General features: G+C 44.8%; 26 protein-coding genes. 9 read left to right on the forward strand and 17 right to left on the reverse strand.

Annotated elements, in window-relative coordinates:
* Positions 1–9: 9 nt before the first annotated feature.
* Together R2S67_RS09885 and R2S67_RS09890 are read right to left on the reverse strand one after the other, a co-directional pair.
* Complete coding sequence (locus R2S67_RS09885; RefSeq protein WP_005385316.1) at positions 10–753, reverse strand: YggN family protein; 744 nt, start codon at positions 751–753, stop codon at positions 10–12.
* Positions 754–814: 61 nt separating this feature from the next.
* Complete coding sequence (locus R2S67_RS09890) at positions 815–1,294, reverse strand: GreA/GreB family elongation factor (protein ID WP_225461942.1); 480 nt, start codon at positions 1,292–1,294, stop codon at positions 815–817.
* Between the two features lie 76 nt (positions 1,295–1,370).
* On the opposite strand from R2S67_RS09890, the gene R2S67_RS09895 reads away from it, so the two are divergent.
* Positions 1,371–3,296 (forward strand): RecQ family ATP-dependent DNA helicase, encoded by a 1,926-nt coding sequence (locus tag R2S67_RS09895; protein WP_317344162.1) that lies wholly within the window; start codon positions 1,371–1,373, stop codon positions 3,294–3,296.
* On the opposite strand, the gene dinB is transcribed toward R2S67_RS09895, so the two are convergent.
* From dinB to bolA, 11 genes are all read right to left on the reverse strand, one after another.
* On the reverse strand, positions 3,293–4,357 hold the full coding sequence (gene dinB / locus R2S67_RS09900) for a DNA polymerase IV (RefSeq protein ID WP_053809828.1): 1,065 nt from the start codon (positions 4,355–4,357) through the stop codon (positions 3,293–3,295). The genes R2S67_RS09895 and dinB overlap by 4 nt on opposite strands.
* A 75-nt stretch (positions 4,358–4,432) precedes the next feature.
* Positions 4,433–4,666, reverse strand: a complete 234-nt coding sequence (locus tag R2S67_RS09905; RefSeq protein WP_012841486.1) for a DUF2789 domain-containing protein — start codon at positions 4,664–4,666, stop codon at positions 4,433–4,435.
* Positions 4,667–4,897: 231 nt separating this feature from the next.
* A complete protein-coding gene (nqrM, locus tag R2S67_RS09910; protein WP_005436655.1) occupies positions 4,898–5,131 on the reverse strand; it encodes a (Na+)-NQR maturation NqrM in 234 nt (77 codons plus the stop codon).
* A gap of 22 nt (positions 5,132–5,153) precedes the next feature.
* On the reverse strand, positions 5,154–6,158 hold the full coding sequence (locus R2S67_RS09915; RefSeq protein ID WP_046874982.1) for an FAD:protein FMN transferase: 1,005 nt from the start codon (positions 6,156–6,158) through the stop codon (positions 5,154–5,156).
* 155 nt (positions 6,159–6,313) lie between these two features.
* Entirely contained in the window at positions 6,314–7,537 is a 1,224-nt protein-coding gene (gene nqrF, locus R2S67_RS09920) for an NADH:ubiquinone reductase (Na(+)-transporting) subunit F (RefSeq protein WP_005380271.1), read from the reverse strand.
* A gap of 33 nt (positions 7,538–7,570) precedes the next feature.
* The gene (nqrE, locus tag R2S67_RS09925) at positions 7,571–8,167 is read right to left on the reverse strand and encodes an NADH:ubiquinone reductase (Na(+)-transporting) subunit E (protein ID WP_005380270.1); all 597 of its coding nucleotides are present in this window, start codon (positions 8,165–8,167) and stop codon (positions 7,571–7,573) included.
* 7 nt (positions 8,168–8,174) lie between these two features.
* The gene (locus tag R2S67_RS09930; RefSeq protein ID WP_005380269.1) at positions 8,175–8,807 is read right to left on the reverse strand and encodes an NADH:ubiquinone reductase (Na(+)-transporting) subunit D; all 633 of its coding nucleotides are present in this window, start codon (positions 8,805–8,807) and stop codon (positions 8,175–8,177) included.
* A complete protein-coding gene (locus R2S67_RS09935; RefSeq protein ID WP_006742550.1) occupies positions 8,807–9,577 on the reverse strand; it encodes a Na(+)-translocating NADH-quinone reductase subunit C in 771 nt (256 codons plus the stop codon). The genes R2S67_RS09930 and R2S67_RS09935 overlap by 1 nt, the downstream gene beginning before the upstream one ends.
* Positions 9,567–10,811 (reverse strand): NADH:ubiquinone reductase (Na(+)-transporting) subunit B, encoded by a 1,245-nt coding sequence (locus R2S67_RS09940; protein ID WP_006742551.1) that lies wholly within the window; start codon positions 10,809–10,811, stop codon positions 9,567–9,569. The genes R2S67_RS09935 and R2S67_RS09940 overlap by 11 nt, the downstream gene beginning before the upstream one ends.
* 5 nt (positions 10,812–10,816) lie before the next feature.
* Positions 10,817–12,157: a Na(+)-translocating NADH-quinone reductase subunit A gene (locus R2S67_RS09945; protein WP_317343584.1), complete on the reverse strand. Its 1,341-nt coding sequence runs from the start codon at positions 12,155–12,157 to the stop codon at positions 10,817–10,819.
* 473 nt (positions 12,158–12,630) lie between these two features.
* Entirely contained in the window at positions 12,631–12,939 is a 309-nt protein-coding gene (bolA, locus tag R2S67_RS09950) for a transcriptional regulator BolA (protein WP_005380262.1), read from the reverse strand.
* A gap of 243 nt (positions 12,940–13,182) precedes the next feature.
* Between bolA and R2S67_RS09955 the strand changes: the two genes are divergently transcribed.
* From R2S67_RS09955 to R2S67_RS09970, 4 genes are all read left to right on the forward strand, one after another.
* Entirely contained in the window at positions 13,183–14,337 is a 1,155-nt protein-coding gene (locus R2S67_RS09955) for a methyltransferase (protein WP_006742553.1), read from the forward strand.
* A 32-nt stretch (positions 14,338–14,369) separates the two neighbouring features.
* Positions 14,370–14,939, forward strand: coding sequence for a YajG family lipoprotein (locus R2S67_RS09960; protein ID WP_012841484.1), 570 nt, complete (start codon positions 14,370–14,372; stop codon positions 14,937–14,939).
* Positions 14,939–15,484 carry a peptidylprolyl isomerase gene (locus R2S67_RS09965; RefSeq protein ID WP_176320099.1) on the forward strand — a complete coding sequence of 182 codons (546 nt, stop codon included), beginning with the start codon at positions 14,939–14,941 and terminating at the stop codon, positions 15,482–15,484. The genes R2S67_RS09960 and R2S67_RS09965 overlap by 1 nt, the downstream gene beginning before the upstream one ends.
* A 71-nt stretch (positions 15,485–15,555) precedes the next feature.
* A complete protein-coding gene (locus tag R2S67_RS09970; protein WP_006742554.1) occupies positions 15,556–16,908 on the forward strand; it encodes an AmpG family muropeptide MFS transporter in 1,353 nt (450 codons plus the stop codon).
* Between the two features lie 64 nt (positions 16,909–16,972).
* Here the strand turns inward: R2S67_RS09970 and R2S67_RS09975 are convergent, their stop codons facing one another.
* From R2S67_RS09975 to R2S67_RS09990, 4 genes are read right to left on the reverse strand one after another with little or no spacing between them, the layout of a single operon-like run.
* Complete coding sequence (locus tag R2S67_RS09975) at positions 16,973–17,632, reverse strand: ChrR family anti-sigma-E factor (protein ID WP_048625904.1); 660 nt, start codon at positions 17,630–17,632, stop codon at positions 16,973–16,975.
* Entirely contained in the window at positions 17,629–18,213 is a 585-nt protein-coding gene (locus R2S67_RS09980) for an RNA polymerase sigma factor (protein ID WP_005380255.1), read from the reverse strand. Before R2S67_RS09980 ends, R2S67_RS09975 begins: the two co-directional genes overlap by 4 nt.
* A 44-nt stretch (positions 18,214–18,257) precedes the next feature.
* Entirely contained in the window at positions 18,258–19,616 is a 1,359-nt protein-coding gene (locus R2S67_RS09985; protein ID WP_317343590.1) for a DUF4397 domain-containing protein, read from the reverse strand.
* Positions 19,613–20,209, reverse strand: coding sequence for an LON peptidase substrate-binding domain-containing protein (locus tag R2S67_RS09990; protein ID WP_005380253.1), 597 nt, complete (start codon positions 20,207–20,209; stop codon positions 19,613–19,615). Before R2S67_RS09990 ends, R2S67_RS09985 begins: the two co-directional genes overlap by 4 nt.
* A 323-nt stretch (positions 20,210–20,532) precedes the next feature.
* Here R2S67_RS09990 and R2S67_RS09995 point away from each other — a divergent pair, with 323 nt between their 5' ends.
* From R2S67_RS09995 to csdA, 4 genes are all read left to right on the forward strand, one after another.
* The gene (locus R2S67_RS09995) at positions 20,533–21,351 is read left to right on the forward strand and encodes an outer membrane protein OmpK (RefSeq protein ID WP_046874988.1); all 819 of its coding nucleotides are present in this window, start codon (positions 20,533–20,535) and stop codon (positions 21,349–21,351) included.
* A 108-nt stretch (positions 21,352–21,459) separates the two neighbouring features.
* The gene (panE, locus tag R2S67_RS10000) at positions 21,460–22,350 is read left to right on the forward strand and encodes a 2-dehydropantoate 2-reductase (protein ID WP_317343594.1); all 891 of its coding nucleotides are present in this window, start codon (positions 21,460–21,462) and stop codon (positions 22,348–22,350) included.
* Positions 22,347–22,946 (forward strand): DJ-1 family glyoxalase III, encoded by a 600-nt coding sequence (locus tag R2S67_RS10005; protein ID WP_006742560.1) that lies wholly within the window; start codon positions 22,347–22,349, stop codon positions 22,944–22,946. Before panE ends, R2S67_RS10005 begins: the two co-directional genes overlap by 4 nt.
* Positions 22,946–24,157 carry a cysteine desulfurase CsdA gene (gene csdA / locus R2S67_RS10010; protein WP_317343598.1) on the forward strand — a complete coding sequence of 404 codons (1,212 nt, stop codon included), beginning with the start codon at positions 22,946–22,948 and terminating at the stop codon, positions 24,155–24,157. The genes R2S67_RS10005 and csdA overlap by 1 nt, the downstream gene beginning before the upstream one ends.
* The last annotated feature ends 27 nt before the right edge of the window (positions 24,158–24,184 follow it).

Below are 24,184 nucleotides of genomic sequence, written 5' to 3' on the forward strand. Positions count from 1 at the left end.
GAAGGGTAATTAAATCGTAAATACTCGGTAATCTTTTAGCTCAGGGATTTTCTTCAACAGATCGTCTTCTTGCCCTGCCATGTCATCCAGCGAATCGCACAAGTCTTCTGCTTGTTGTTCTACCTCTTTCGAATGCTCAGCTAAACGCTCTTCTACTTTCGCGCTGAGCTCAGCCATACTCTCTGATAATGCAGTGAGGTTTATCCCTCCCTCTTCCTTCATTTTTTTCGATAAAGCATCCAACGAACTGGCTAAAAACTCTTTATTGAAGATCTCTTGTGCTTTTGCAAAGTCTTCAGTCCACCCTTGTGTCATGGACTCAAAACTTTCCGCTGGTAGAATGAAATCGCCATCTTTGTAGTAACGTGATTCAACATCAGCGAAAAAGTCCTGTACTGCGACTTTGACGTTATCAAACGCGCCAGGTGCGTCTAGGCTTTCCGCAACATCATCGATGATGTCATTTGCAAGCGCTAAACCATCACTCGCCAATTGCTTTGCTTGTGGAATATACGCGTTCATTTTTTCGCGATAATCTTCAATCGCCGCTTTTTGGTCGGCATTGAGTTCAATTAGCTCACCTTTGATGAAAAGGTTGTTATCTTCATCCACAACCGCTTTGTCACCCGTCGTTTGGCGAATCTCCAAGCTTTGTCCATCCATACGAACTTCATTATTAATGTCTACACGACACTGCGCTGCATAACCAGTAGCACTGACCATCAGCAATGAGAGTGTAAAAAGCTTTTTCATGTCATTCTCTTTTATTTAACATTACTCGTGTTAAACATAACACTGAGTGATACATGAGATGTCAGCAAATCGTCACGACTTCATAACAAGTTGTTTTATCTCCTATTTTTACATCAATCTCATCGCCTTCTTCTTTCCCGAATAACGCTCGACCAAGAGGAGATTTTGCTGTTAAGACAAAGACTTCCTGAGCCTGATATTTAACAGTCAGACCACCAGAACAAGGGCCTACAAAGAAGTGTTTTTCAAGCAAATTCTCATCTGCGAGAACGACGTAAGCACCTACACCAACAGGTGCTCCTTTAAAGTCGCGAGTCACTAGAGCGCGATATTGACGCAGCTCGTCTTCACTCTCTTGGATTCGCATAGCTTGTCCATGAGCAAGATACGCGGCTTCAAGTGCTAACGTATCGTACTTATGCTCGGGAACAGTTTCTTCATCTGTCGCGGCATCAATGGCTAGCTGAGCCGATGCATGGGCCACTTGAAGTTTTTCTTCCAGATGTTGGATGATAATTTGGACTAAGTCAGCTTTGTTCATACTTTTAGGACGCGCGTTTGGCACTCAGGGTGTGTTAATGTACCTAAGTTTACCATCAAAGAAAGGTTTCCCTATTATGCAAAGTGACTCGCTGCATCAAACACTTCAATCCGTATTTGGTTTTGACTCATTACGCCAAGGTCAACAACCCGTTATTGAAGCGGTTATGAATGGTTACTCTGCTGCGGCCATCTTTCCTACAGGTTCGGGTAAGTCTCTCTGTTACCAATTGCCAGCAACCGTATTGCCCAATCTTACGTTGGTGATCTCGCCGTTGTTGGCGCTAATGAAAGATCAGCTGAACTTTTTGCAAAGTAAAGGGATCCCGGCCGCTTCTATCGATAGCAGTCAAAGCAGAGAAGAGTCACAACGCGTCATGGCAGGGGTAAAAAATGGACAGATCAAAATATTGATGATTCCTGTTGAGCGCCTAAAAAACGAGCGTTTTCGTGAGTTCATTCGCCAAGTACCGATCTCTTTGATGGTGGTTGATGAAGCGCACTGTATTTCCGAATGGGGACATAACTTCCGCCCTGATTATCTCAAGCTACCGCAATATCAACGTGAACTGAACATTCCACAATCTTTGCTTCTCACTGCAACAGCAACGCCCGCAGTTATTGAAGACATGAAACAAAAGTTCGATATTGCCAGTGAACATATTACCGTTACAGGCTTCTACCGCCCCAATCTGGATATCTCGGTGATCCCATGCGAGGAAGCAACGAAACAAGAAGTGCTAAGTGAGCTCATCGCCTCTTCTCCTAAGCTTCCGACTATCGTATACGTGACACAACAGCAGACAGCAGAGCAAGTAGCAAAATCACTAATCCATATTGGCATTAATGCTCACGCGTACCATGCAGGTATGAAAAGCGACATCCGTGAACAAATCCAACAGCAGTTTATGGATAGCCAAATTGACTGTATTGTTGCCACGATTGCATTTGGTATGGGGGTCGATAAATCTGATATCCGCCGCGTCATTCACTTCGACTTACCCAAATCGATCGAGAACTACGCACAAGAGATTGGACGTGCAGGCAGGGACGGGCAACGTTCTGAGTGCATTCTGCTGGGCAATACGTCCGGCTTAACGGTGTTGGAAAACTTTGTCTATGGTGACACACCTGAACTAACCTCGATTAACTATGTAGTCGAGCAAGCGAAAGAACATGCTCCACAATGGGAGGTAGTGCCACTGCGTTTATCGCGTGAAAGTAATATCCGCCAATTGCCACTCAAAACCTTGTTGGTTTATTTGGAGCTACATAAACTCATTGAAGCAAAATACAGTTACTTTGCGGAATATCGCTTTAAGTTTTTGCACGATCAGCAATTTATTGTGAATCAATTTCAAGGCGAGCGACGTCAATTCGTGGAGGCTATTTTCTCCTGCTCGCAAAAAGCCAAAGTGTGGTGCCAAGTTGACCTAGAAGCGTTATGGATGAACTATCAATCGGAACGCAGCCGAGTTGTCGCAGCCCTCGACTATTTTCACCAGAATGGTTGGATAGAGCTAGAGAGCAAACAACTGACCGACGTGTACTCTGTTTTGCCAACCACACAGAGTTCTGATGTTTTAATCCAACAACTGTATGAACTGTTCCAATCCAAAGAAAGCAAAGATATCGAAAGAATTCACACCATGCTGCGCTTGTTCCAGTCAGAGCACTGTTTGAGCTCACAATTGGCGAACTACTTTGCTGATCACAATGCACCAGAGCAATGTGGTCACTGCTCCGTGTGTCGTGGTCAAGTCGCTTCGTTCCCAACACCACAAGGTAAGGATATTGAGCCACCTCAAGTAGCAATGTGGGTGCAGGAATTTATTCAGCTCTCCCCTTCAGCTATCAGCAATGATGCTGTCGCCCGCTTCTTGTGTGGCATTAGTACCCCTTTAATTAGCCAGCTAAAAGCTTCAAAACTGTCAGGTTATGGTGCGATGGCCAACACAAGCTTTGAGCAAGTATTAGATCAGGTAGAAGCAGTAAGAGCCTAGAAAAAGCTCAATTGACGCGCTTGGTTCTCGGGCTTGAGCATCACGTTCAAGCCTAAAAGGCGTATTTCCCGTCCGTTTTGGCGCTTAAGAATATCTCTTAACAAGATCTTGAAGTCCTCAAGCTCTAATTGCGGATGGATATGCTCAATTGTTGTCAGTTGAAAGTCGGCAAATTTAACTTTAATACCTTGTTTAATAATCGATTTATCTGGGCTTGCACGCTCTAAGCGTTTCTCGAGTTCAGGATAAAGTTTATCCTCGATCACTTGCCAACATTCATCATAGCTCGAGATATTCTGGCTGAATGTTCGTTCCACACCGACGGATTTTCTCTCTCGCTCAACGACGACCTCTCGATTATCAATTCCATGGCTACGCTGCCATAAAGATGCTCCCTGACGACCAAACTGTCTCAGCAATTCACGATAGTCGCTGTTTTTAATATCCTCACATCGATAAAAGCCCGCTTGATGTAGCTTCTCAAGACTCACCTTCCCAACGCCAGGAATGTTTTCCAGCGGAAGTGTATCGATAACTTCCTGAACCTTATCTGGCGGGATAACAAACTGACCGTTGGGTTTATTCATATCAGAGGCGACTTTGGCAAGAAACTTAATCGGTGCAATGCCCGCCGATGCCGTCAGTCCAAGCTCATTCCAAATGTCGCGTCGAATAGACTCTGCGATCAACGTTGCGGAGCCACGACAAGCTGTCGAGTCCGTGACATCGAGGTATGCTTCATCTAATGATAGAGGTTCAATGATAGGCGTATAACGCTCAAAAATAGCACGAATCTGCTGAGAGACTTGTTTGTACACGTGCATTCGACCGGGAACGACTAGTAAATGGGGGCAGAGTTGTAATGCACGCGCCGTTGACATTGCACTACGAACGCCATATTTGCGCGCCTCATAATTACAGGTGCTAATCACGCCACGCTGTTTTTCATGACCGCCAACGGCGAGTGCAATGCCACGGTAACTAGGATTATCTCTCATCTCAACGGCAGCATAAAAACAATCCATATCGACGTGAATGATTTTTCTGATTCGGTCTGACATAGCCATTAAACACTGTTCAAAAACACAGTATAAATTAAATCTGCCTTGATAGAAATGAGAGTTTGTAAACGTGCTTTAATCTCGTAACATCACATCAAGCTGATCGACCAACTCTGCCCAGTCTGCGTCTTCTTCAATGGCTTGTTTGAGAAATGTGGCCTGCGAACTTGTCCAAAAGCTGGCTTCATGCAGAGGGGCTGAAGCTCTTTTGTGCCGATGTTCGTTAATAAAGTCCTTTATCTCTTGAGGAGAGCTGCCGAGGCCTAGTTGTTGAAACAATTCAGCCATACCGTGTTGATGCATTTCCATATTTCCTCCTAAGTTAACGCGCTTTAGTTTGAGTATATAACCAAATAACAGTTAAGTACGGTGATTAAAGGGAAATGACTTGGCTGTGAAGTCTGCACCGACTTAAGCTTCCGGTCATCCTAGATTAAACGTAGCAAGCAAAGTATAAACTCTCAGAGAAGTAGAGCGAGAGATATAAAAAAACCCAGCTTTAGCTGGGTTATTTTGTATTACTCTTTGGATGACCGATACTTAAGCAATTCGATCTTTTTCCCATGCAGCTAATTTCTCAGCTCGCGCCGCTTCACGTGCTTCACGTTTCTTACGCGCGTCACATGGTTCTGGACAGTTACATACTTTCTCAATACCTACTGCACCAAGACCGCCACAGCTACCCTTCACCACTTTCTTCTGGAAGATGTAGCCAACAGCCATCGCTGCGATTACCGCAACAAAAACTGCAAACGTAATTAGAAATGTACTCATAAGAACATGCTCACTTCTGTTGTTATTTCTTCATGAACGGCTTGTATGCTTCCGAAGCCAGCTCTTTAAAACCATTTTCCGTTTTCACAATCATGAAAACAGGAATATTATTTTCGTTCGCAATTGCCATGCCTTTGTCTTCACCTAGCACCATAAGGCCAGTTGCAAGACCATCAGCAGTCATCGACGATTTATCTAATACCGTTACAGACACCACTTTATGATGAATAGGTTTGCCTGTTCTTGGATTAATAATATGAGAGTATCTCACACCATTACTCTCAAAGTAATTACGATAGTCACCACTTGTTGCAATTGCCATGTCCCCTGGCTCAATAATTTCTTGAATTGAGCGCTCATCAATAGTCGGCTTTTCAATCGCAATGCGCCACGGCACGCCTTCACGATTCACGCCTTTGAGGCGCATTTCGCCGCCCACTTCTACCATGAAGTTATGAACCCCTTCAGATTGAAGGTAGTCAGCAACCACGTCAACCCCCCAACCTTTAGCAATAGTTGATAAATCGACATACAAGTTAGGAATATCTTTGGACAATTTATTGCCATCAACAGATAGATGATGAATGCCAGTATTGGCTTTGCGTGCCGCTAGCTCTTCATCTGTAGGAACGACATCAGGGCGAGCTTCTGGGCCAAAGCCCCACAGGTTAACTAAAGGGCCGACTGTCACATCCAATGCGCCTAAAGTAAGACCGTTGAGACGAATCGCTTCTTTGACTACGGTTGCTGTTTGTATCGATACAGTAAATGGCTCACTCGTTTGATGCTGGTTAAAGCGACTTAATTCTGAGTCATCACGGTAAGTCGACATTTGATCATTAACCTCTTCCAGTAAGCGATCAATTTCCGTCTGCATCGCTTTTGGCGTAGGAATACCATCTTGCTCGATATACTTGATGTTATAAGAAGTCCCCATGGTAGGGCCACTTAGATGAATTTGATCTGCTGGCTGCTCACAGCCAGCCAAAATCAATAGAGAAGCGAATGCAACAAGCCACGTTTTCACTTGTTAACTCCCAATGTTGTTGAATTGATATGGGGAATGGGACCGATTACTTAAATCCAATTACCTATATCAACTGTTGAATATTATTTTTACTTCTACAAAAAATAATGGCTAGCTCTTAGAGAGCTAGCCATAGATTCAATCACTTGGAGGGATTAACCACCGAAGTCATCTAGTAGGATGTTTTCATCCTCTACACCTAGATCTTTTAGCATGCCGATAACAGCCGCATTCATCATAGGTGGACCACACATGTAGTATTCACAGTCTTCTGGCGCTTCGTGATCACGTAGATAGTTCTCGTAAAGAACGTTGTGAATAAAGCCAGTGTAACCATCCCAGTTATCTTCTGGAAGTGGATCAGACAGTGCACAGTGCCATACGAAGTTATCATTCTCAGCTTGTAGCATATCGAAGTCTTCTACGTAGAACATTTCACGCTTAGAGCGTGCGCCGTACCAGAAAGACATCTTACGCTTAGAGTGCAGACGCTTAAGTTGGTCGAAGATGTGTGAGCGCATTGGAGCCATACCAGCACCACCACCAACGAATACCATTTCTGCATCTGTATCTTTCGCAAAGAACTCACCAAATGGACCAGAAATAGTACACTTGTCGCCTTCTTTTAGAGACCAAATGTACGAAGACATGATGCCTGGTGGTACGTCTGGGTTGTTCGGCGGCGGAGTCGCGATACGAACGTTAAGCATGATGATACCGTGCTCTTCTGGGTAGTTAGCCATTGAGTATGCACGGATAGTCTCTTCGTTAACTTTAGACTCGTAACGGAAAAGGTTGAACTTCTCCCAGTCTTCACGGTATTCCTCAGGAATATCGTAGTCTGCGTATTTCACGTGGTGAGCAGGTGCTTCAATCTGGATGTAACCACCAGCACGGAAAGGTACTGATTCGCCATCTGGAATTTGTAGCTTAAGCTCTTTGATGAATGTCGCTTTGTTATCGTTAGAGATAACGGTACATTCCCACTTCTTAACGCCGAAGATTTCTTCAGGAAGCTCGATGTCCATGTCAGTTTTCATAGCAACCTGACACGCTAGACGCTCACCTTCACGTGCTTCACCTTTAGTAATATGGTCAAGCTCGGTTGGTAGGATGTCGCCACCACCTGATTTAACTTTTACGCGACACTGACCACATGAGCCACCGCCACCACAAGCAGAAGATACGAATACGCCAGCACCGGCTAGAGCACTCAGTAGCTTACCACCTGGTTGTGTAACGATCGCCAGAGAAGGGTCATCGTTCACAGAAATTGTAATGTCACCTGTTGGTACAAGCTTAGACTTAGCGAAAAGAATCACTAGTACTAGTGCAAGTACGATCAGAGTAAACATCACTACACCAAGAATAATGTCCATTGACTATTCCTTAATTGTTGCGGTTTACCCGACTTACAGTTGAACACCAGAGAAAGACATAAAGCCTAACGCCATAAGACCTACAGTGATAAATGTGATACCAAGACCACGTAGACCTGGAGGTACGTCAGAGTACTTCATCTTCTCACGGATACCTGCAAGAGCAACGATTGCCAGCATCCAGCCCACACCAGAGCCGAAACCGTAAACGATAGATTCAGCAAAGTTGTAGTCACGTTGTACCATGAAAGATACACCACCGAAGATTGCACAGTTTACTGTGATCAGCGGTAGGAAGATGCCTAGCGCGTTGTACAAAGGTGGGAAGAAACGGTCTAGAACCATCTCTAGAATCTGTACAAGTGCTGCAATTACACCGATAAAGGTGATGAAGTTTAGGAAGCTAAGGTCCACGCCCTCAACTAACGCGTTCTCTCTCAGAACTAGGTTGTATACTAGGTTGTTCACAGGAACAGCGATAGTCAGTACTACCACAACTGCAACACCTAGGCCGAAAGAGGTCTTAACCTTCTTAGATACGGCAAGGAAAGTACACATACCTAGGAAGAAAGACAGAGCCATGTTTTCGATGAAAATCGATTTAACTAACAGACTAATGTAATGTTCCATGACGTCCTTACTCCTTCGCTTCTACTTGTTCTGGTTTCAGAATACGGATTACCCAGATAAGGAAGCCGATTAGGAAGAATGCTGATGGTGCTAGTAGCATTAGGCCGTTAGGCTGGTACCAACCACCGTTGCTCACTAGAGGTAGAACTTCTAGGCCAAATAGTTTGCCTGAGCCAAATAGCTCACGGAAGAAACCTACAGTGATAAGAACGAAACCGTAACCTAGACCGTTACCAATACCGTCAATAAGAGATGGTACTGGCGCAGACTTCATTGCGAATGCTTCAGCACGACCCATTACTATACAGTTAGTGATAATCAGACCAACGAATACAGATAGCTGTTTAGAGATATCGTATAGGTAAGCTTTTAGCACCTGGTCTACCACGATTACTAGCGATGCGATAATTGCCATCTGAACGATGATACGCACACTGTTAGGAATGTGGTTACGGATCAATGAAACAGAGAAGTTAGACAACGCAGTTACAAATGTTACCGCTAGCGTCATTACAAAAGCTGTTTCTAGTTTAGTTGTTACTGCAAGAGCAGAACATACACCAAGAACTTGTAGCGCGATTGGGTTGTTATCCAATACTGGCGCTAGAATGCTCTTTTTAACGTTTTGTGCACTAGACATTAGTTAAGTTCTCCGTCACGAACTTTTGCTAGGAAAGGACCAAAGCCCTTGTCACCTAACCAGAAGTCAAATGTGTGTTGAACACCATTACTAGTGAGCGTTGCTCCTGATAGGCCATCAACACCGTGCTCAGAACCTTGCGGTGCGCCGCCTTTCACGACCTTAATCGCTGGCTGATGATCTTCATTGTACAATTTCTTGCCAATGAATTGATCGCGCCATGAAGGGTTCTCTACTTCACCACCAAGTCCAGGAGTTTCACCTTGCTCGTAGTAAGTAATAGCAGACACAGTGTTACCATCAGTTTCAACGGCTACAAAGGCATACATCATCGACCATAGTCCTTTACCGTGCATAGGCAAGATAACTTTTTGGACTTCATCTTGGTCTTTTACTAAGTACACCACTGCTGTATTCGCACGACGACGGATATCAGCGACGTCTTCTTCTGGTGTCAATGCGATTGAACGTTCTGCATCTTTTGATGCTTCACGCTGATCGTACGTAGATGCATTACCCTCAGTAAAGTTACCTGTTTCAAGGTCTACCAGACGAGGTTCGATGTACTCAGCAAATAGCTCTGGTACTTTCTTACCGTTCGCGTCAATGCCTGCAACTTCAACGATCTTTGATTGCTTATCTAGGACAGCGTTAGCTTTTTGCTTATCACGCAGACCTACTGCTGCTGTTGATACGATGATTGAACAAACAAGGCTCAACCCGATAACAACACCCAGCGTCTTTTTAATGCTGTCGTTATTACTTGCCATAGCGTGCTAGTCTCCGCTTGATGTTCTTCTCAATCACTACATGGTCGAACAGAGGTGCGAATAGGTTCGCGAATAGAATCGCCAGCATCATACCTTCTGGGTACGCCGGGTTAACTACACGGATCATCACACACATTGCACCAATCAGGATGCCGTACCACCATTTACCTTTGTTAGTAAATGACGCTGATACTGGGTCCGTTGCCATGAAGAACATACCGAATGCAAAACCACCTAGAACTAGGTGCCAGTGCCATGGCATGTTGAACATTGGGTTAGTGTCAGAACCGATCACGTTAAACAGAGTCGATACTGCAATCATACCGATCATTACGCCCGCAATGATGCGCCATGAAGCGATTCGCATGTAAACGATCATCGCTGCACCGATCATTAGAGCTAGAGTCGATACTTCACCAATAGAGCCAGGGATGTTACCGATGAAAGCGTCCATCCAAGTGATAGGAGAACCAGTTACTGTGTTAACTAGAGCACCGTTACCACCTTGAGCCCATTGGCTAAGAGCAGTTGCACCAGAGAAGCCGTCAGCTGCAGTCCATACTACGTCACCCGAGATTTGCGCTGGGTAAGCGAAGAATAGGAATGCACGACCTGCAAGTGCAGGGTTAAGGAAGTTACGACCTGTACCACCGAAGATCTCCTTCGCAACAACAACACCAAATGTGATACCTAGTGCCGCTTGCCATAGAGGTAGCGTTGGTGGAACGATAAGTGCGAACAAGATAGAAGTAACAAAGAAGCCTTCGTTTACTTCGTGCTTACGCACCATACAGAAAAGCACTTCCCAGAAACCACCAACAAGGAATACTGTTGCGTAGATAGGTAGGAAGTAGGTCGCACCTAGTAGCATCTTGCTGCCAACCCCTGCATCAGCGGCAATCGTTCCGCCCAGCATTTCAGTTAGCCAGTAGTGCCAGTTACCAGAGATAACTGTCGCTAGTTGATCACCAGCGTACATGTGGTTAAGCGCTGCAATAGCTTGGCCACCTGCGTTGTACATACCCCAGAACATTGCTGGGAATACCGCAAACCAAACCATGATCATGATACGTTTTAGGTCAACGCTATCACGAACGTGCGAGCTTTTATTTGTTACGATACCTGGAGTGTAAAAAACTGTTGCTACAGCTTCGTACAGGGCAAACCATTTTTCGTGTTTACCACCAGGCTCAAAATGATGCTCGATGTCTTCAAGAAACTTTTTAAGAGCCATGAAAATTACCCTTCCTTCTCGATAGTATCTAGGCATTCACGAAGTAACGTACCGTACTCGTACTTACCTGGACATACAAAGGTACACAATGCTAGATCTTCTTCATCCAGTTCAAGCGCACCCAGTGCTTGAGCACTGTCTGTATCACCTGCACATAGATCACGAAGCAGCAGAGTAGGCTCCATATCTAGAGGCATTACGCGTTCGTAGTTGCCAATTGGAACCATTGAACGATCACTACCATTGGTCGTCGTTGTCATATTGAACAACTGACCTTTGAATACGTGACCAAGGAAAGAGCGAGTTACCGAGAACTTATTCTTACCAGGCATTGCCCAGCCAAATAGTTCTTTCTCACGGCCTTCACGTAATACAGAAACCTGTTGATGGTAACGGCCAAGGTATGCGTGTGGACCAGTTGCATGTGTACCTGTCAGTACAGAACCAGAAATCACACGAACTTCGCCAGGCATCAGCTCGTTATCTGTTAGGTCATCCAAGCTTGCACCGATTACGGTACGAACTAGACGAGGGTTATTCACAACTGGACCAGCTAGAGACACAACACGATCTGTGTATAGCTCACCAGTTAGGAACAGCTTACCGAACGCGATAACGTCTTGGTAGTTGATGCTCCATGCCACATTTTCTGCATTCACTGGGTATAGGAAATGCATGTGGGTGCCAGCAAGACCTGCTGGGTGAGGGCCATCGAAGACGTGTTCTTCTACGTTAGACTGTGAAGAGCGTGGCAAACTAGTGCCAGATTTACATACGTAAACCTTGCCTTCTGTCAGGGCTGAAAGAATGTCTAGACCAGCAATGAATGCTTCTTGTTGCTCATTAATGATCAACTCAGGCTTAGCTGCTAGTGGATTAGTATCCATTGCAGTTACGAAAATAGCCTTAGTAGAAGACTCGATTGCAGGAACCTTGCTAAACGGACGAGTACGTAAAGCGGTCCATAGGCCAGAGTCAACCAACTGAGTCTTGATCGCTTCACGATCTAGACCTGAAAGTTGAGCGGCTTCGAACTTATCAAATGTCACCTGCTCTTCACCTGCCACTTCAATCACTACAGATTGAAGGACACGTTTAGCGCCACGGTTAACTTCGATCACTTTACCGGCTGCTGGTGCAGTAAATTTCACGCCAGGGTTCTTTTTATCTTCAAAAAGAACTTGCGCTTTTTTCACTTCATCACCAACGCGGACATGCATGGTAGGACGCATGCCAACGTACTCTTCGCCAAGCAAGGCGACTTTTTTGATGGTCTTACCATCATTAATCACCTGGGATGGAGTTCCTGCGATAGGAAGATCCAAGCCCTTCTTTATTGTAATCATACGCACTTGCACTACTTTTATCGGGAAAAAGATTCTTTTGATTGCGTAACTTTTAGACACGACATCAGTGTCCGGTTTTGATGTTGTTTTAAACATCAAAATCGCAACATCCTATTAAAAATCTCGTCACAAGGAATACGCGAGATTTATCAGGTGCCGTAGTCTAGCATTTTTTAGGAACTTGATGCCATGACCAATCATTAGAATAGAGGGGTTATTTCGGTAGAATCAGGTCTAAAAGGTCAAAGAATAGTCATAACTTTGACCGATCGCACAAATGCCATATTCCATACATATCTTATGGAAAAGTCATATTCATCGCCTGAAATATCCTGCAATTTCCATTCATTTGTTGAAACACTGTTAACACATTTTTTAACCAGAATTTGTGCCACATCAATGCCCCTAAAGAATGTAAAACGAAAAAAGATGGCCTTAGCCACCTTTTCTCTGCACCTTTATATTTTGCGTCTTTAGTGACCGCCACCCATACACATAGGGCTATCAGGAGCGCCATCTTGTTCTCGCTTCCACTCTTCATCAGTGTATGTATGGATAGCTAGTGCATGAATGTGGTTATCCAGCTCATCTGCCAAAATTTGATGAACTTGGCGATGGCGTCCAATCAAACGCTGTCCCGCGAACGAATCACTCACAACAATCACTTTGAAGTGACTCTCCGAGCCTGGTGGCACATTATGCATGTAGCTCTCATTAATCACTTTGAGATAGCTTGGTTGCAGCTCACTGTGTAGTTTCTTCTCTATGATTTCTTGGATCATATTCGTTCCTCATTGATGCGAATTCCATAAGTATATACCTAAGTAAAGCAGACGTGTATCACTCAAACATCACTCTCATTATTGATGCATTTTACGTTCAACTGATTTCAAAGCGCTTGACGCCATGAACATGCCTAGAGAGCGACCACCACTGAACACGTAAAATTTGACAGCTTTTTGTATCTCGACACGTCATCATTTGCGACAATAACACTTAATTTCTAAATCAACTTACATTTAGCTATGAAAACCGAACTGAATCTTCACGAGCGAAGCTTAACACTTCATCGTTTCCCAAAACGCAGCAATGAAACTCTACAAGCGTGGGATGCCGGTGATGAGTATCTTATTAATCATGTTGAAGAACTTGCTTTGCCAGACAATCAAAACATCCTCGTGATTAATGACAGCTTTGGTGCCCTCTCCTGCTGGTTTTCAGAAAAGCACCATGTAACGCTAATGAGTGATTCATTCATTTCTCATAAGGGTGTGCTGCAGAACCTTGAGCAAAACCAGTGCAATAAGGTAGCATTTGCAACCACGATGGACCCCGTACCTTCCAATACTGATCTCGTATTGCTGCAACTGCCAAAAAGTAACCGTCACCTCGTTTGGATACTCAGTCAGTTAAGAAAAGCACTGCCTGCATCCTGCCCCGTCATTGCAGTTAATAAAGCGAAAGACATTCATACTTCAACGCTAAAACTGTTTGAAAAATATTTGGGTGAGACAAAAACATCTCTGGCCTGGAAAAAGCACCGATTGGTATTTGCTCAAGCAACGGTTGAACCAACAATTGAAGTGAGCCCTTTCACTACTTGGCGCGTTGATGGCGAAGATATCGAACTCAAGAACATGCCAAATGTCTATTCAGGAGAAAGCTTAGATTTAGGTGCGCGTTTTATGCTGCAGCACCTACCTCAAGACCCATTGGTAGATAATGTTATCGATCTCGGTTGCGGTAATGGTGTTTTGTCTGTGAAGTTTGGTCAGCTGAATCCGAATGCTCGATTAACATGTGTTGATGAAAGCTTTATGGCGCTTGAGTCCGCGAAGCAGAACCTGCTAGATAACCTTGGTGAAGATAGAGACATACAGTGTGTTGCAAACAATTGTTTGGACGGTTTTAAACACAACAGCTGCTCTATGATTATGTGTAACCCACCCTTTCACCAACAGCAGGCAATCACCGATCATATTGCTTGGCAAATGTTCTGTGATGCAAAGCAAGTATTGAGTGAAGGTGGTAAGTTACTGGTGATTGGAAATCGTCATCTTGGTTACGACGCAAAACTAAAACGGCTGTTTGGCGATAAGAATGTGAAACTTATCGCTTCCAACAATAAGTTTGTGATTTTACAGGCCACAAAAAATCCTGCTAAATTAAGCGCAAAATAAGCTTTAGCAAAATAGTTAAAAGGAATAATAAAATGAGAAAATTGGTACTTGCGGCTTCGGTTGCGTTGCTTGCTGCGTGTTCAGCTCCTCAACAGCCTCAGCTGAATTTGATGCCAGAAAGCACACTGAGCACCAATCCAATTGTTCAAGGCAAGACTTACAGCTTGACCAGCAAAGATGTACGTGCAGCGCAGTACGTGGCGTTGGTGGATAACGGCCGTTCGAACATTCTTCCTCTTCATGCTAAACAGAATTTACGTATTGCGTTAGAAGAAGCATTAGAGAAGCAGTTTTCATCTCAGGGCTTCCATGCCGATCTAAACAGCAACAATGCAATTGAATTAAACGTTCAAGAAGCATTAGTTAACGTAAAACATTCGGTGATGGAAAATGAGATGGATGCGAAAGTCGTGCTTGAAATCACCGCAGAAACACCAGAAGGCAAACTGGTCAAAACTTACACAGGCACTGCGAAGCGTTCTGGCACATTGAGTGCGTCTGATGCCGACATTGAGCAAACACTGAATGATGTAGTGACATTAACACTTAAAGAAATTGCCAATGATCCTGAGCTTCGTCAGTATATGCAGGAGCGTTTCTAATGTTACGCAAGGCAATTCTTTCTCTCGCGCTACTCAGCTGCAGCGTTTGGGCTGGACCAAAAGTGGCGTTTGAAACAACGTTAGGTTCATTTACTGTCGAACTGAATGAAGAGAAAGCGCCGATTACGGTAGCGAACTTCCTAAAATATGTAGAAGACGGTAGCTATGAAGGCACTATTTTTCACCGCGTTATTCCAGGCTTTATGGCGCAAGGTGGTGGCTTTAACCAAGATATGCAAATGGTGAAGACTTACGCTCCAATCAAAAACGAGGGTAATAACGGTTTAAATAACGACCGTGCGACGATTGCAATGGCGCGCACCAACGCGCCTGACTCTGCTACTCGTCAGTTTTTTATCAATTTAGTCGACAATGATTTTCTAAACTACGGCGCTCGTCCACCGGGTTATGCGGTATTTGGCGAGGTCACGGAAGGATTCGACATTATCCAAAAAATGGCAAAACAGCCAACTAAGACGACTCGCGGTATGCGTGATGTTCCCGAGACTCAAATCGTCATCACTAAAGCAACACTACTTAAATAGCCAAAACGATAAGCCCTTTGAATAATCGAAGGGCTTTCTCTTTCAACGGCTTCATTTTATTGGATTGATTTATGTCTTCATTACCTTCCATCACTTGGTTGGAAACGGTAAAAAGTTACCTCGATAAACGACTCATGTGGGTTTTCATGTTGGGCTGCTCTAGCGGCTTTCCGTGGGTACTTATCGGTTCAAATATGTCTGGCTGGCTAAAAGACGCTGGTTTGACCCTATCCGCAATAGGCTACTTTGGTAGTGTCTTTGCGGTTTATGCAATTAACTTTCTCTGGGCGCCACTCGTAGACCGGGTGAAGCTACCAGTGCTCTATCGACTACTTGGACAAAGGCGTAGCTGGATTTTCTTCTGTCAAAGTATAGTACTCGTCGCGACGGTATTTATTGCGGGCGTGAATCCAGCAGAGAACTTGGTGTTTGCGTCTCTACTCGCCTTGTGTATTGCAACCGCATCAGCCACACAAGACATCGCGATAGATGCTTTTCGTATTGATACTTTCCCAAAATCAGAAGAATCTAAGCTGCCACAAGCTTCTGCAATGGCGGTCATTGGCTGGTGGACAGGTTATTCACTACCGGGTTATTTAGCGTTTGTTAATGCTGATAGCGTCGGTTGGAATGGCGTGTATTACGGGATGGCGGTGATAGTCGGCATTCTAATGGTCTTTACGATTTTAGTCGGTGAACCGAAGACTCAACGCGAACAACTTCAGTCTGCCGCTGAACAACGCCACAAAGAAGTGGTTGGTTCAAAAGTCGTGGCTTGGTTTACTGTGACTGTTGTAGAACCTTTCCTTGACTTCTTTAATCGCAATGGCGTCCGTGTCGCGATTACTCTTTTGCTGTTCGTTTTCCTATTCAAAATTGGCGAAGCGTTTTTAGGCAGGATGTCGATCGCGTTCTATAAAGATATTGGTTTTAGTAACGAACAAATTGGTTATTACTCCAAACTGATTGGTTGGGGAGCCACTATCTTCTTTACCTTTGTCGGAAGCATGTTCAACGTCAGGTTTGGTATTGTACGTGGATTAATGATCGGCGGTATTGCTATGTCTGCCAGCAACTTGATGTTTGCTTGGATTGCATCGGTAGGCCCAAATGAGCACCTGTATTTAGCAACCATTATTGTCGATAACTTTACGACTGCTTTCTCAACTGTCGCTTTTGTTTCATTTTTGACGATTCTAACCGGACAAGCATTCTCGGCAACTCAGTATGCGTTGCTTGCCTCTTTGGGCAACTTCGGACGAACGACTCTTGCTTCTTTCAGTGGAGAACTGGTGGACTACCTCAATGACTGGAGCACGTTCTTTGTGCTTACCGCTGTTATGGTCGTGCCAAGCTTGATTATGTTGTACTCGCTACGACATTACTTTGATGCTCTATTGGAAAAAGCACGTCACAAGCACTAAGAAGCGCATCAAAAAACCACCGAATTCGGTGGTTTTTGTTTTGCCGAGATATGAGATAAGAGGTCTATGGGTATAGCCCTTTGCCAAACATATTAAATATACGTGCCACACCTTGAGTAAAGATCATCGGCTCGGTCAATACGGTTAAACACAAGCAATCTTCTCCGGCCTTAGTGTAAGGGCTGTGCTTCACTGACGCGTCTCTAATCATCAAATCGCCCTCTTCATATTGGCCATCCTCATCACTAAACCCACCATGTAGGATCAATGTAGATTCTAAGCCTTTGTGCGTATGTTGAGGGATTTGCACATCTTCTCCGATGTACATTAAGCTAACACGAGCATCTTCCCCTAGATCAATCTGAGCACTGAAAACCTTGCCTCCGTAACTTCTCCATGACCCTACAAGGTCAGAGAAACGCGCTAAGGTTTTGGGAAGTTCAAAGCTCTTTCCTGCAACATTCACTGCGGCAGGATCTCGGATAACGATGTTATCTGTCGCTGGCTCCGCATTGATAATATCATTGAACATATCGTCGAATTCAGGGACATATTCAGAGGGGATGTCGCTCACGATATTCGCTTGGCTGGCTTCGACTTGGTTCACATAAGCTCGGCACTTGGTGCATGTTTCTAAATGGGTTGCGACCACAAGACCAGAAACTGCATCAATGCTTCCCGAAGCGTATGCTTCTAACAAGCTGTTATCTGGGTGTTTGTTCATAGTTGCTCCGTATGCATTGAATGCCTTAGCTTTTCTACTGCAAGCCTCAGCCTGGATTTTACGGTACCGAGGGGTATATCAAATAATTCAGCGACCTGCTGATGAGGTAGCTCCTCAAGATACACCGCTTGTAAAACGTCTCTCTGATTTTTCGGTAAAATATCTAAAAATTTAACCACCTGCTCTTTCAACATGTCTTGCTCTGGTGAATAGTGATCAACAAGATCTGGTGGATAATATTCTGACGGCCAAATGTCATCAGAATGAATGTGTAACTCCTTACCTTTCTGCTTTCTCAACAGATCAAAGCATAGGTTTCGGATTATGGTGTATATCCAAGTCGATAACGCGCTCTTTTCCCCATCATAGAGGTGCGCTTTCTGCCAAACTGTCGCCATGGTCTCTTGCACCATCTCCATAGCAACTTGCTCATTACCAACATGTTTGTAAGCGAATTGCTTCAGCTTGGGTGCGTAAAAACGGAATACAAAAGCGAATGCGTCTTTATCTCGAGCCTTCACTTTGTCCATGTAATCGTTCCAATCACTGCGCCCCAGTTTTTTTGGGCTATCACTCATCATAATCGGCCTTAATTTTAGGGAGGAGTCATCTCCTCCCATTCGTCCTAATCGGTAACGTCATCAACCAACAAGTTGAAGCCACCGTTGTTCCCATCATCAATGGCAACCACCTGATACACAACACCATTCATCACATTGACTGGTGCTGAATCAACAGCAACCGTACTTGGATCGCCTGCCACTGTCACGGTTACATAATAGGTACCTTCAGCGACATATAATCCCTGAACGCTATCTTTGTACGCAAAATTAGCAATAGTTGGATCACTTCCATCTATTCCAGCGCTTGTAGTGAGATAAATATCCACCATTTCCGCTACGGGATTCGCCGCCGCATGTGTCACATTCAGCGTCGCGCTAGTTGCCACTGCACGTCTCATGTCTTCAACAACTAGAGGTTCGATATCAATCGTTGGGCTAACAACACCGACTGCGTAAACACTGTAATCCATTCCGCCCGCAACCATTAATCCGTCAACATCGATAATAGGGTTGGTTGTTGTGCCATCCACGTAAACGTCAATATCGTAAGCGCCAGCATCGAGATCCAAATAACCACGAATCTCTTTGAACGCTAAGTCGGCAAGAGGACCGAAGGCCGCCCCGTTAACGTTGACATCGACGATTGGCGCTCCATCGACAAGATGTCCGACTCTGACTTCAGCTTGGCTGCCCATATCCTCGATTATAGAAGATCCTGAACCATCCAATACCAACAGCTTAACCGGTGACGTGCTATTTGAATCTCCGGTACTGATAGCGGCAATCGTCAAGTTTGAATTAGCAGCAAGAGATATTGCGCCCGAGTCAAAAGCAACGCTATCCCCAACAGCAAGTCGAACTTGGTACTCACCAGCGGGGATGTTCAATACGTCTGTAGATGCTTTATATGCAAGATTCATAAGCGGTGTCGCGCTAGCAAGATCAGCCCCGGGCTCAGTGACGTAGAGATCAACGGCAGGAATGCCAGACGCTGCATGAACAACTTGAACGTCTAGACTATTGGCATCAGCCATTGAATCGGCGCTGCGAGTCACAACTAAAGGTTCTACTGGGTTTGGCGAACCATCGGCATCACCAACAACGAACACGTTGTAATTGAGGTCTGAATCAAGGTCTAGTTCTGTTTTAGGTATTACGGTCGCGGTTTCATCGCCAGGAAGTTGAACATCAACTTGAATTGAGTTCATGCCCTCACGTAACTTCATGTAACCAGAACCCATACCATAATCAACACCTGTCAATGATGATTTATCGTTTATCCACACATTTGCAAGCGGCGCATCAGAAGACGCATGTACTGCTTGCAAATTGGAATACTCGATGGTGTCGCTGTCGGAGCCACACGCCGCCAGTCCTAGTGCCGCCACCATAGTTAGCGCAGCTCTGCTAAATCCTTTCATATCCTTGCCTCTTTGTTAGTCGGGGCTTCTATGGCTTCTGTCAGAAATTGCAACGCAGGAATGCAGTTCTCTGCGCCAACGAGCTGTTCGAACAGATTGCAGTCTAAAGGAAGTAATTCAAGCCAGCGCTGGGTCACCCAAGCTGAGTCATCGTAAAAACGATGCTGGTAGAGGTTTCCAAGTTGAGGAAACTCTTCATAAACATGGGATAACTGCTGACTTAAATAGAAGAAATCTGGTGAGTTGTCTGGATGTTGCCAATTGTCTAACCATTCGACCTCTGCATGGCGTAAGCCGTCCGCATCTGCACGAACTCGTTTGACAACAAAGCGTTTCTCACCAGCGACTGTAATACCAAGAAGACCATCACTGAGTGTTTCAAAATCAACGATCCTGACCAAAGTTCCGATAGATGAAACATTTCCCACGTCTTTAGGGTCACCTTCACTACCTACTAGGCAAACTCCAAAACCCACATTTTGTAGGCTGCATTCCTTTACCATTCGCTTATATCGTGGCTCAAAAATGCGCAGATTCATTTTACCTTCAGGGAGTACAACTGAAGTGAGTGGGAATAACATGACTTCTTTCATTCAAACGTCCTCTTTGATTCACCGATACATACGAATCCCTTATCACTCCGATCACTAACGATTTATGTTGGTTAATCGACTGGCTTAAAAAGTCATAAAATAGCTTACGCAAACGATCCAAATCACATATTTATTGCAATCAAATGCAACAAACAAAAAGTTCCGTAAATAAAGATAATTTCGTGACGCAACTCACCAAAAACGTTCAATTTTGCACCCTTTATCACTTTCATTTGGGATTTTTATCGCTATTATTCCCGCCAATTGGAAAGCGCAGCACAGATTGCGTGTTCTGAATCATTACAAACATAGAGAGTCCCCTTATGCGTAAATCACTTTTAGCTCTTAGCCTTCTAGCGGCTACTTCAGCTCCAGTATTGGCTGCAGATTACTCTGACGGCGATATCCACAAAAACGATTACAAGTGGATGCAATTTAACCTAATGGGTGCATTCAACGAGAAAGGTTATGCTGAATCTTCTCATGATTACCTAGAGATGGAATTTGGCGGTCGCTCTGGTATTTTCGATCTATACGGCTACGTTGACGTATTCAACCTAGCTTCTGATCCAGGCAGCGACAAAGCTGGTGGCGAGAAAATCTTCATGAAATTTGCTCCACGTATGTCTCTAGATGCGGTAACTGGTAAAGACCTATCTTTCGGTCCAGTTCAAGAGCTATACGTTGCAACTCTAATCGAGTGGGGTGGTAACTCTGATGTTAACTCTCAAAAAATCGGTCTAGGTTCTGACGTAATGGTACCTTGGTTCGGCAAAGTTGGCCTAAACCTTTACGGTACATACGATGGCAACAAAAAAGACTGGAACGGTTTCCAAGTTTCTACTAACTGGTTCAAACCATTCTACTTCTTCGAGAACGGCTCATTCATTTCTTACCAAGGTTACATTGATTACCAATTCGGTATGGATGACGACAAAGGCAATAAGTTCAACACTACAGCATCTAACGGCGGTGCTATGTTCAACGGCATCTACTGGCACTCTGACCGCTTTGCTGTTGGCTACGGTCTGAAGCTATACAAAGACGTATACGGCTTTAAAGATGGCGAAGCTCTACCATGGGGTCATAAGCCAGAGTCTTCTGGTGTAGGTCACTATGTAGCTGTAACTTACAAGTTCTAATTGAACCACTAAGTTTCATCAAAAATGGCGCCTTTCGGCGCCATTTTTATTTGCTTTCCTTTTTTCCCTCATTATCCTTGCAGCAAACCTTTTTAATGAGAGCGTTTGGTGAATATCCTTATCCTCGGTCCAGGTGCGGTGGGCTCACTCTGGGCAACAAAATTTAAGCTTGCCGGGCACAATGTTTCATTGTGGGGAAGAAGCTCTGAAAGCCAACAATCACTTCAGTTGAATGACACACCCGCAATCGTATTCAGTAATCAAGATATTTCCTCCGTAAATCAAGCGGATCTCATTTTGATCACGGTAAAAGCTTGGCAATTGGAAGACGCCATTCAACCTTTACTGCCTCATATCAACGCAGACACGATTATCATGCTGATGCACAATGGTATGGGTACCGCCTCTGGCGTGGAGAAGGCTCTGCCAAACAATCCGATAGTGCTCGCCACAACGACGCACGGCGCATACAAACCAGATAACCAACACGTACTGCATACCGGTCACGGAACAACGCAAGTGGGTGGTTATAATGACAAAGGAATGCAGTGCGCTTTTCTGCAAGATGTTATGCATCATGCTCTTCCAGAGGCCATTTGGAATCCACACATCCAATCTGCGTTATGGACTAAGTTAGCAATTAACTGCGCGATTAACCCACTGACTGCGATTCACCAGTGTAAGAATGGTGAGCTTGCGCAGCCCGAGTTTAAGATACAACTCGAAAGCATCACTCAAGAACTGGTTGAAGTAATGAGTAAAGAAGGTATTGCTATCGAGTATCGCTCTCTTTTCGATACGGTAATGCAAGTGGTGAACGCCACAGCTGAGAACTATTCTTCAATGAAGCAAGACGTATTCCATCAGCGTCGAACGGAAATTGATTTTATAACCGGATACTTGTTAAAGGCTGCCGAGAAACATCACATCAATACGCCTGAGAATTTAAAACTTTACCAACGCATCAAACAAATAGAACAAAGCTGGACAGAACAATGAGTAAGAAAATCTTAGTGCCAATCGCTCCGGGCACCGAAGAAATGGAAGCCGTCACCGTTATCGACATGATGGTTCGCGCGGGTTATGACGTTACAGTAGCGAGTGCTGCTTTTGATGGCTCATTGACGATGAAAGCTTCTCGCGGAGTCACACTAACAGCCGATTGTAAGCTGGTCGATATCGCTGATGATGAGTTTGACGCCATAGCGCTTTCTGGTGGTGTTGGTGGTGCAGAAATTTTTCGTGATAGCACGGTGATGATAGAAATCCTTAAGCAGCACATCTACGAGGGAAAATTGGTCGCTGCTATCTGCGCAGCACCAGCGTTGGTATTGCAACACCATGATCTTTTCCCACAATCACTGATGACCTGTCACCCGAGCTTTCAGTCACATATCCCGGAAGAGAAGTGGCGCAGCAAACGCGTGACCTTTGATATCAACCACAACCTGATCACCAGTCAAGGTCCGGGCACTGCTTTAGAGTTCGCAATGGAAGTAATCATTCAACTCTCAGGTAAAAAACACGCATGGTCAGTTGCTGAACCAATGATCCCTCTGCCTACTCTGCATTACCATAAGCTTGGTGAAGAATAATGTTTGACGTAAATGCTGTACGTGAGCAATTTCCCGCTCTAAATCAATCCGTCAACGATACGCCCTTAGTGTATCTAGATAGCGCAGCGACAACGCAAAAACCGCAATGTGTGATTGATGTCATCAGTCATTACTACAGTGCGCAAAATGCCAATGTTCACCGTGGCAGTCATAGTTTAACGGCTAATGCCACCAGCCAATTTGAAGCGGCACGAGAACGAGTGGCAAACTTTATTGGTGCAAACAGCTCTAAAGAGATCATTTGGACACGGGGCGCAACCGAAGCACTGAACTTAATTGCTCAGACTTACGCCCGCAGCACGTTACAACCGGGTGATGAGATCTTGATTAGCGAGATGGAGCACCACGCTAACATCGTGCCTTGGCAAATCGTGGCAGAGCAAACGGGCGCCAAAGTCATAAAAGTTCCAATGACATCAGATTGCCAGTTCGACATCAGTGCATTTGAGGCGCTTCTGTCTGACCGCTGTAAAATTGTTGCTTGTGCGCAAATCACCAACGTCACGGGCACACGACAACCTATCGAAAAAATCACTGAACTAGCGCACAGCGTTGGCGCGGTTGTTGTGATTGATGGCGCTCAAGGCATCGTCCATGAGCAGCTTGATTTATCGGTATCAGATATCGATTTTTACGTTTTCTCAGGTCACAAACTTTATGCGCCAGCAGGTATTGGCGTTTTATACGGCAAGCTTGAACTTTTGGAAGCCATGCCACCATGGCACGGCGGTGGTAAAATGGTTGAACGCGTTTCGTTCGAGAAAACGACCTTTTCAGCACTTCCTGGTAAATTTGAAGCGGGCACACCAAACGTTGCGGGCGCGATTGCTCTAGCGAAAGCCATTGAGTGGTACCAAGGTTTTGACCATCACGAAGTAGAGGATCATCTCCATGCGCTTCAGGATAAGGCCTACCAAGCACTAAGCGCGTTGGATGACATCCATATTCTAGGCTATCAACCGAATGCCTCTGTACTGACGTTCGTCATGGACGGCGTTCATCACCAAGACATGGCGACGCTGCTCGATCAACAAGGCATTGCGGTACGAGCAGGACACCACTGCGCTCACCCATTGATGGATGCGCTAAATGTGAAAGGCACGGTACGCGTCTCTTTTGGTATTTATAACACGACGAACGATGTGGAAAGACTCATCGCCGCCGTAGAAAAAGCCGTCGACATGCTATAACGCCAACGGTTTGATTTGGAGTAACCA

Source organism: Vibrio sp. T13N (assembly GCF_032970445.1).
Lineage (GTDB): Bacteria > Pseudomonadota > Gammaproteobacteria > Enterobacterales > Vibrionaceae > Vibrio > Vibrio diabolicus.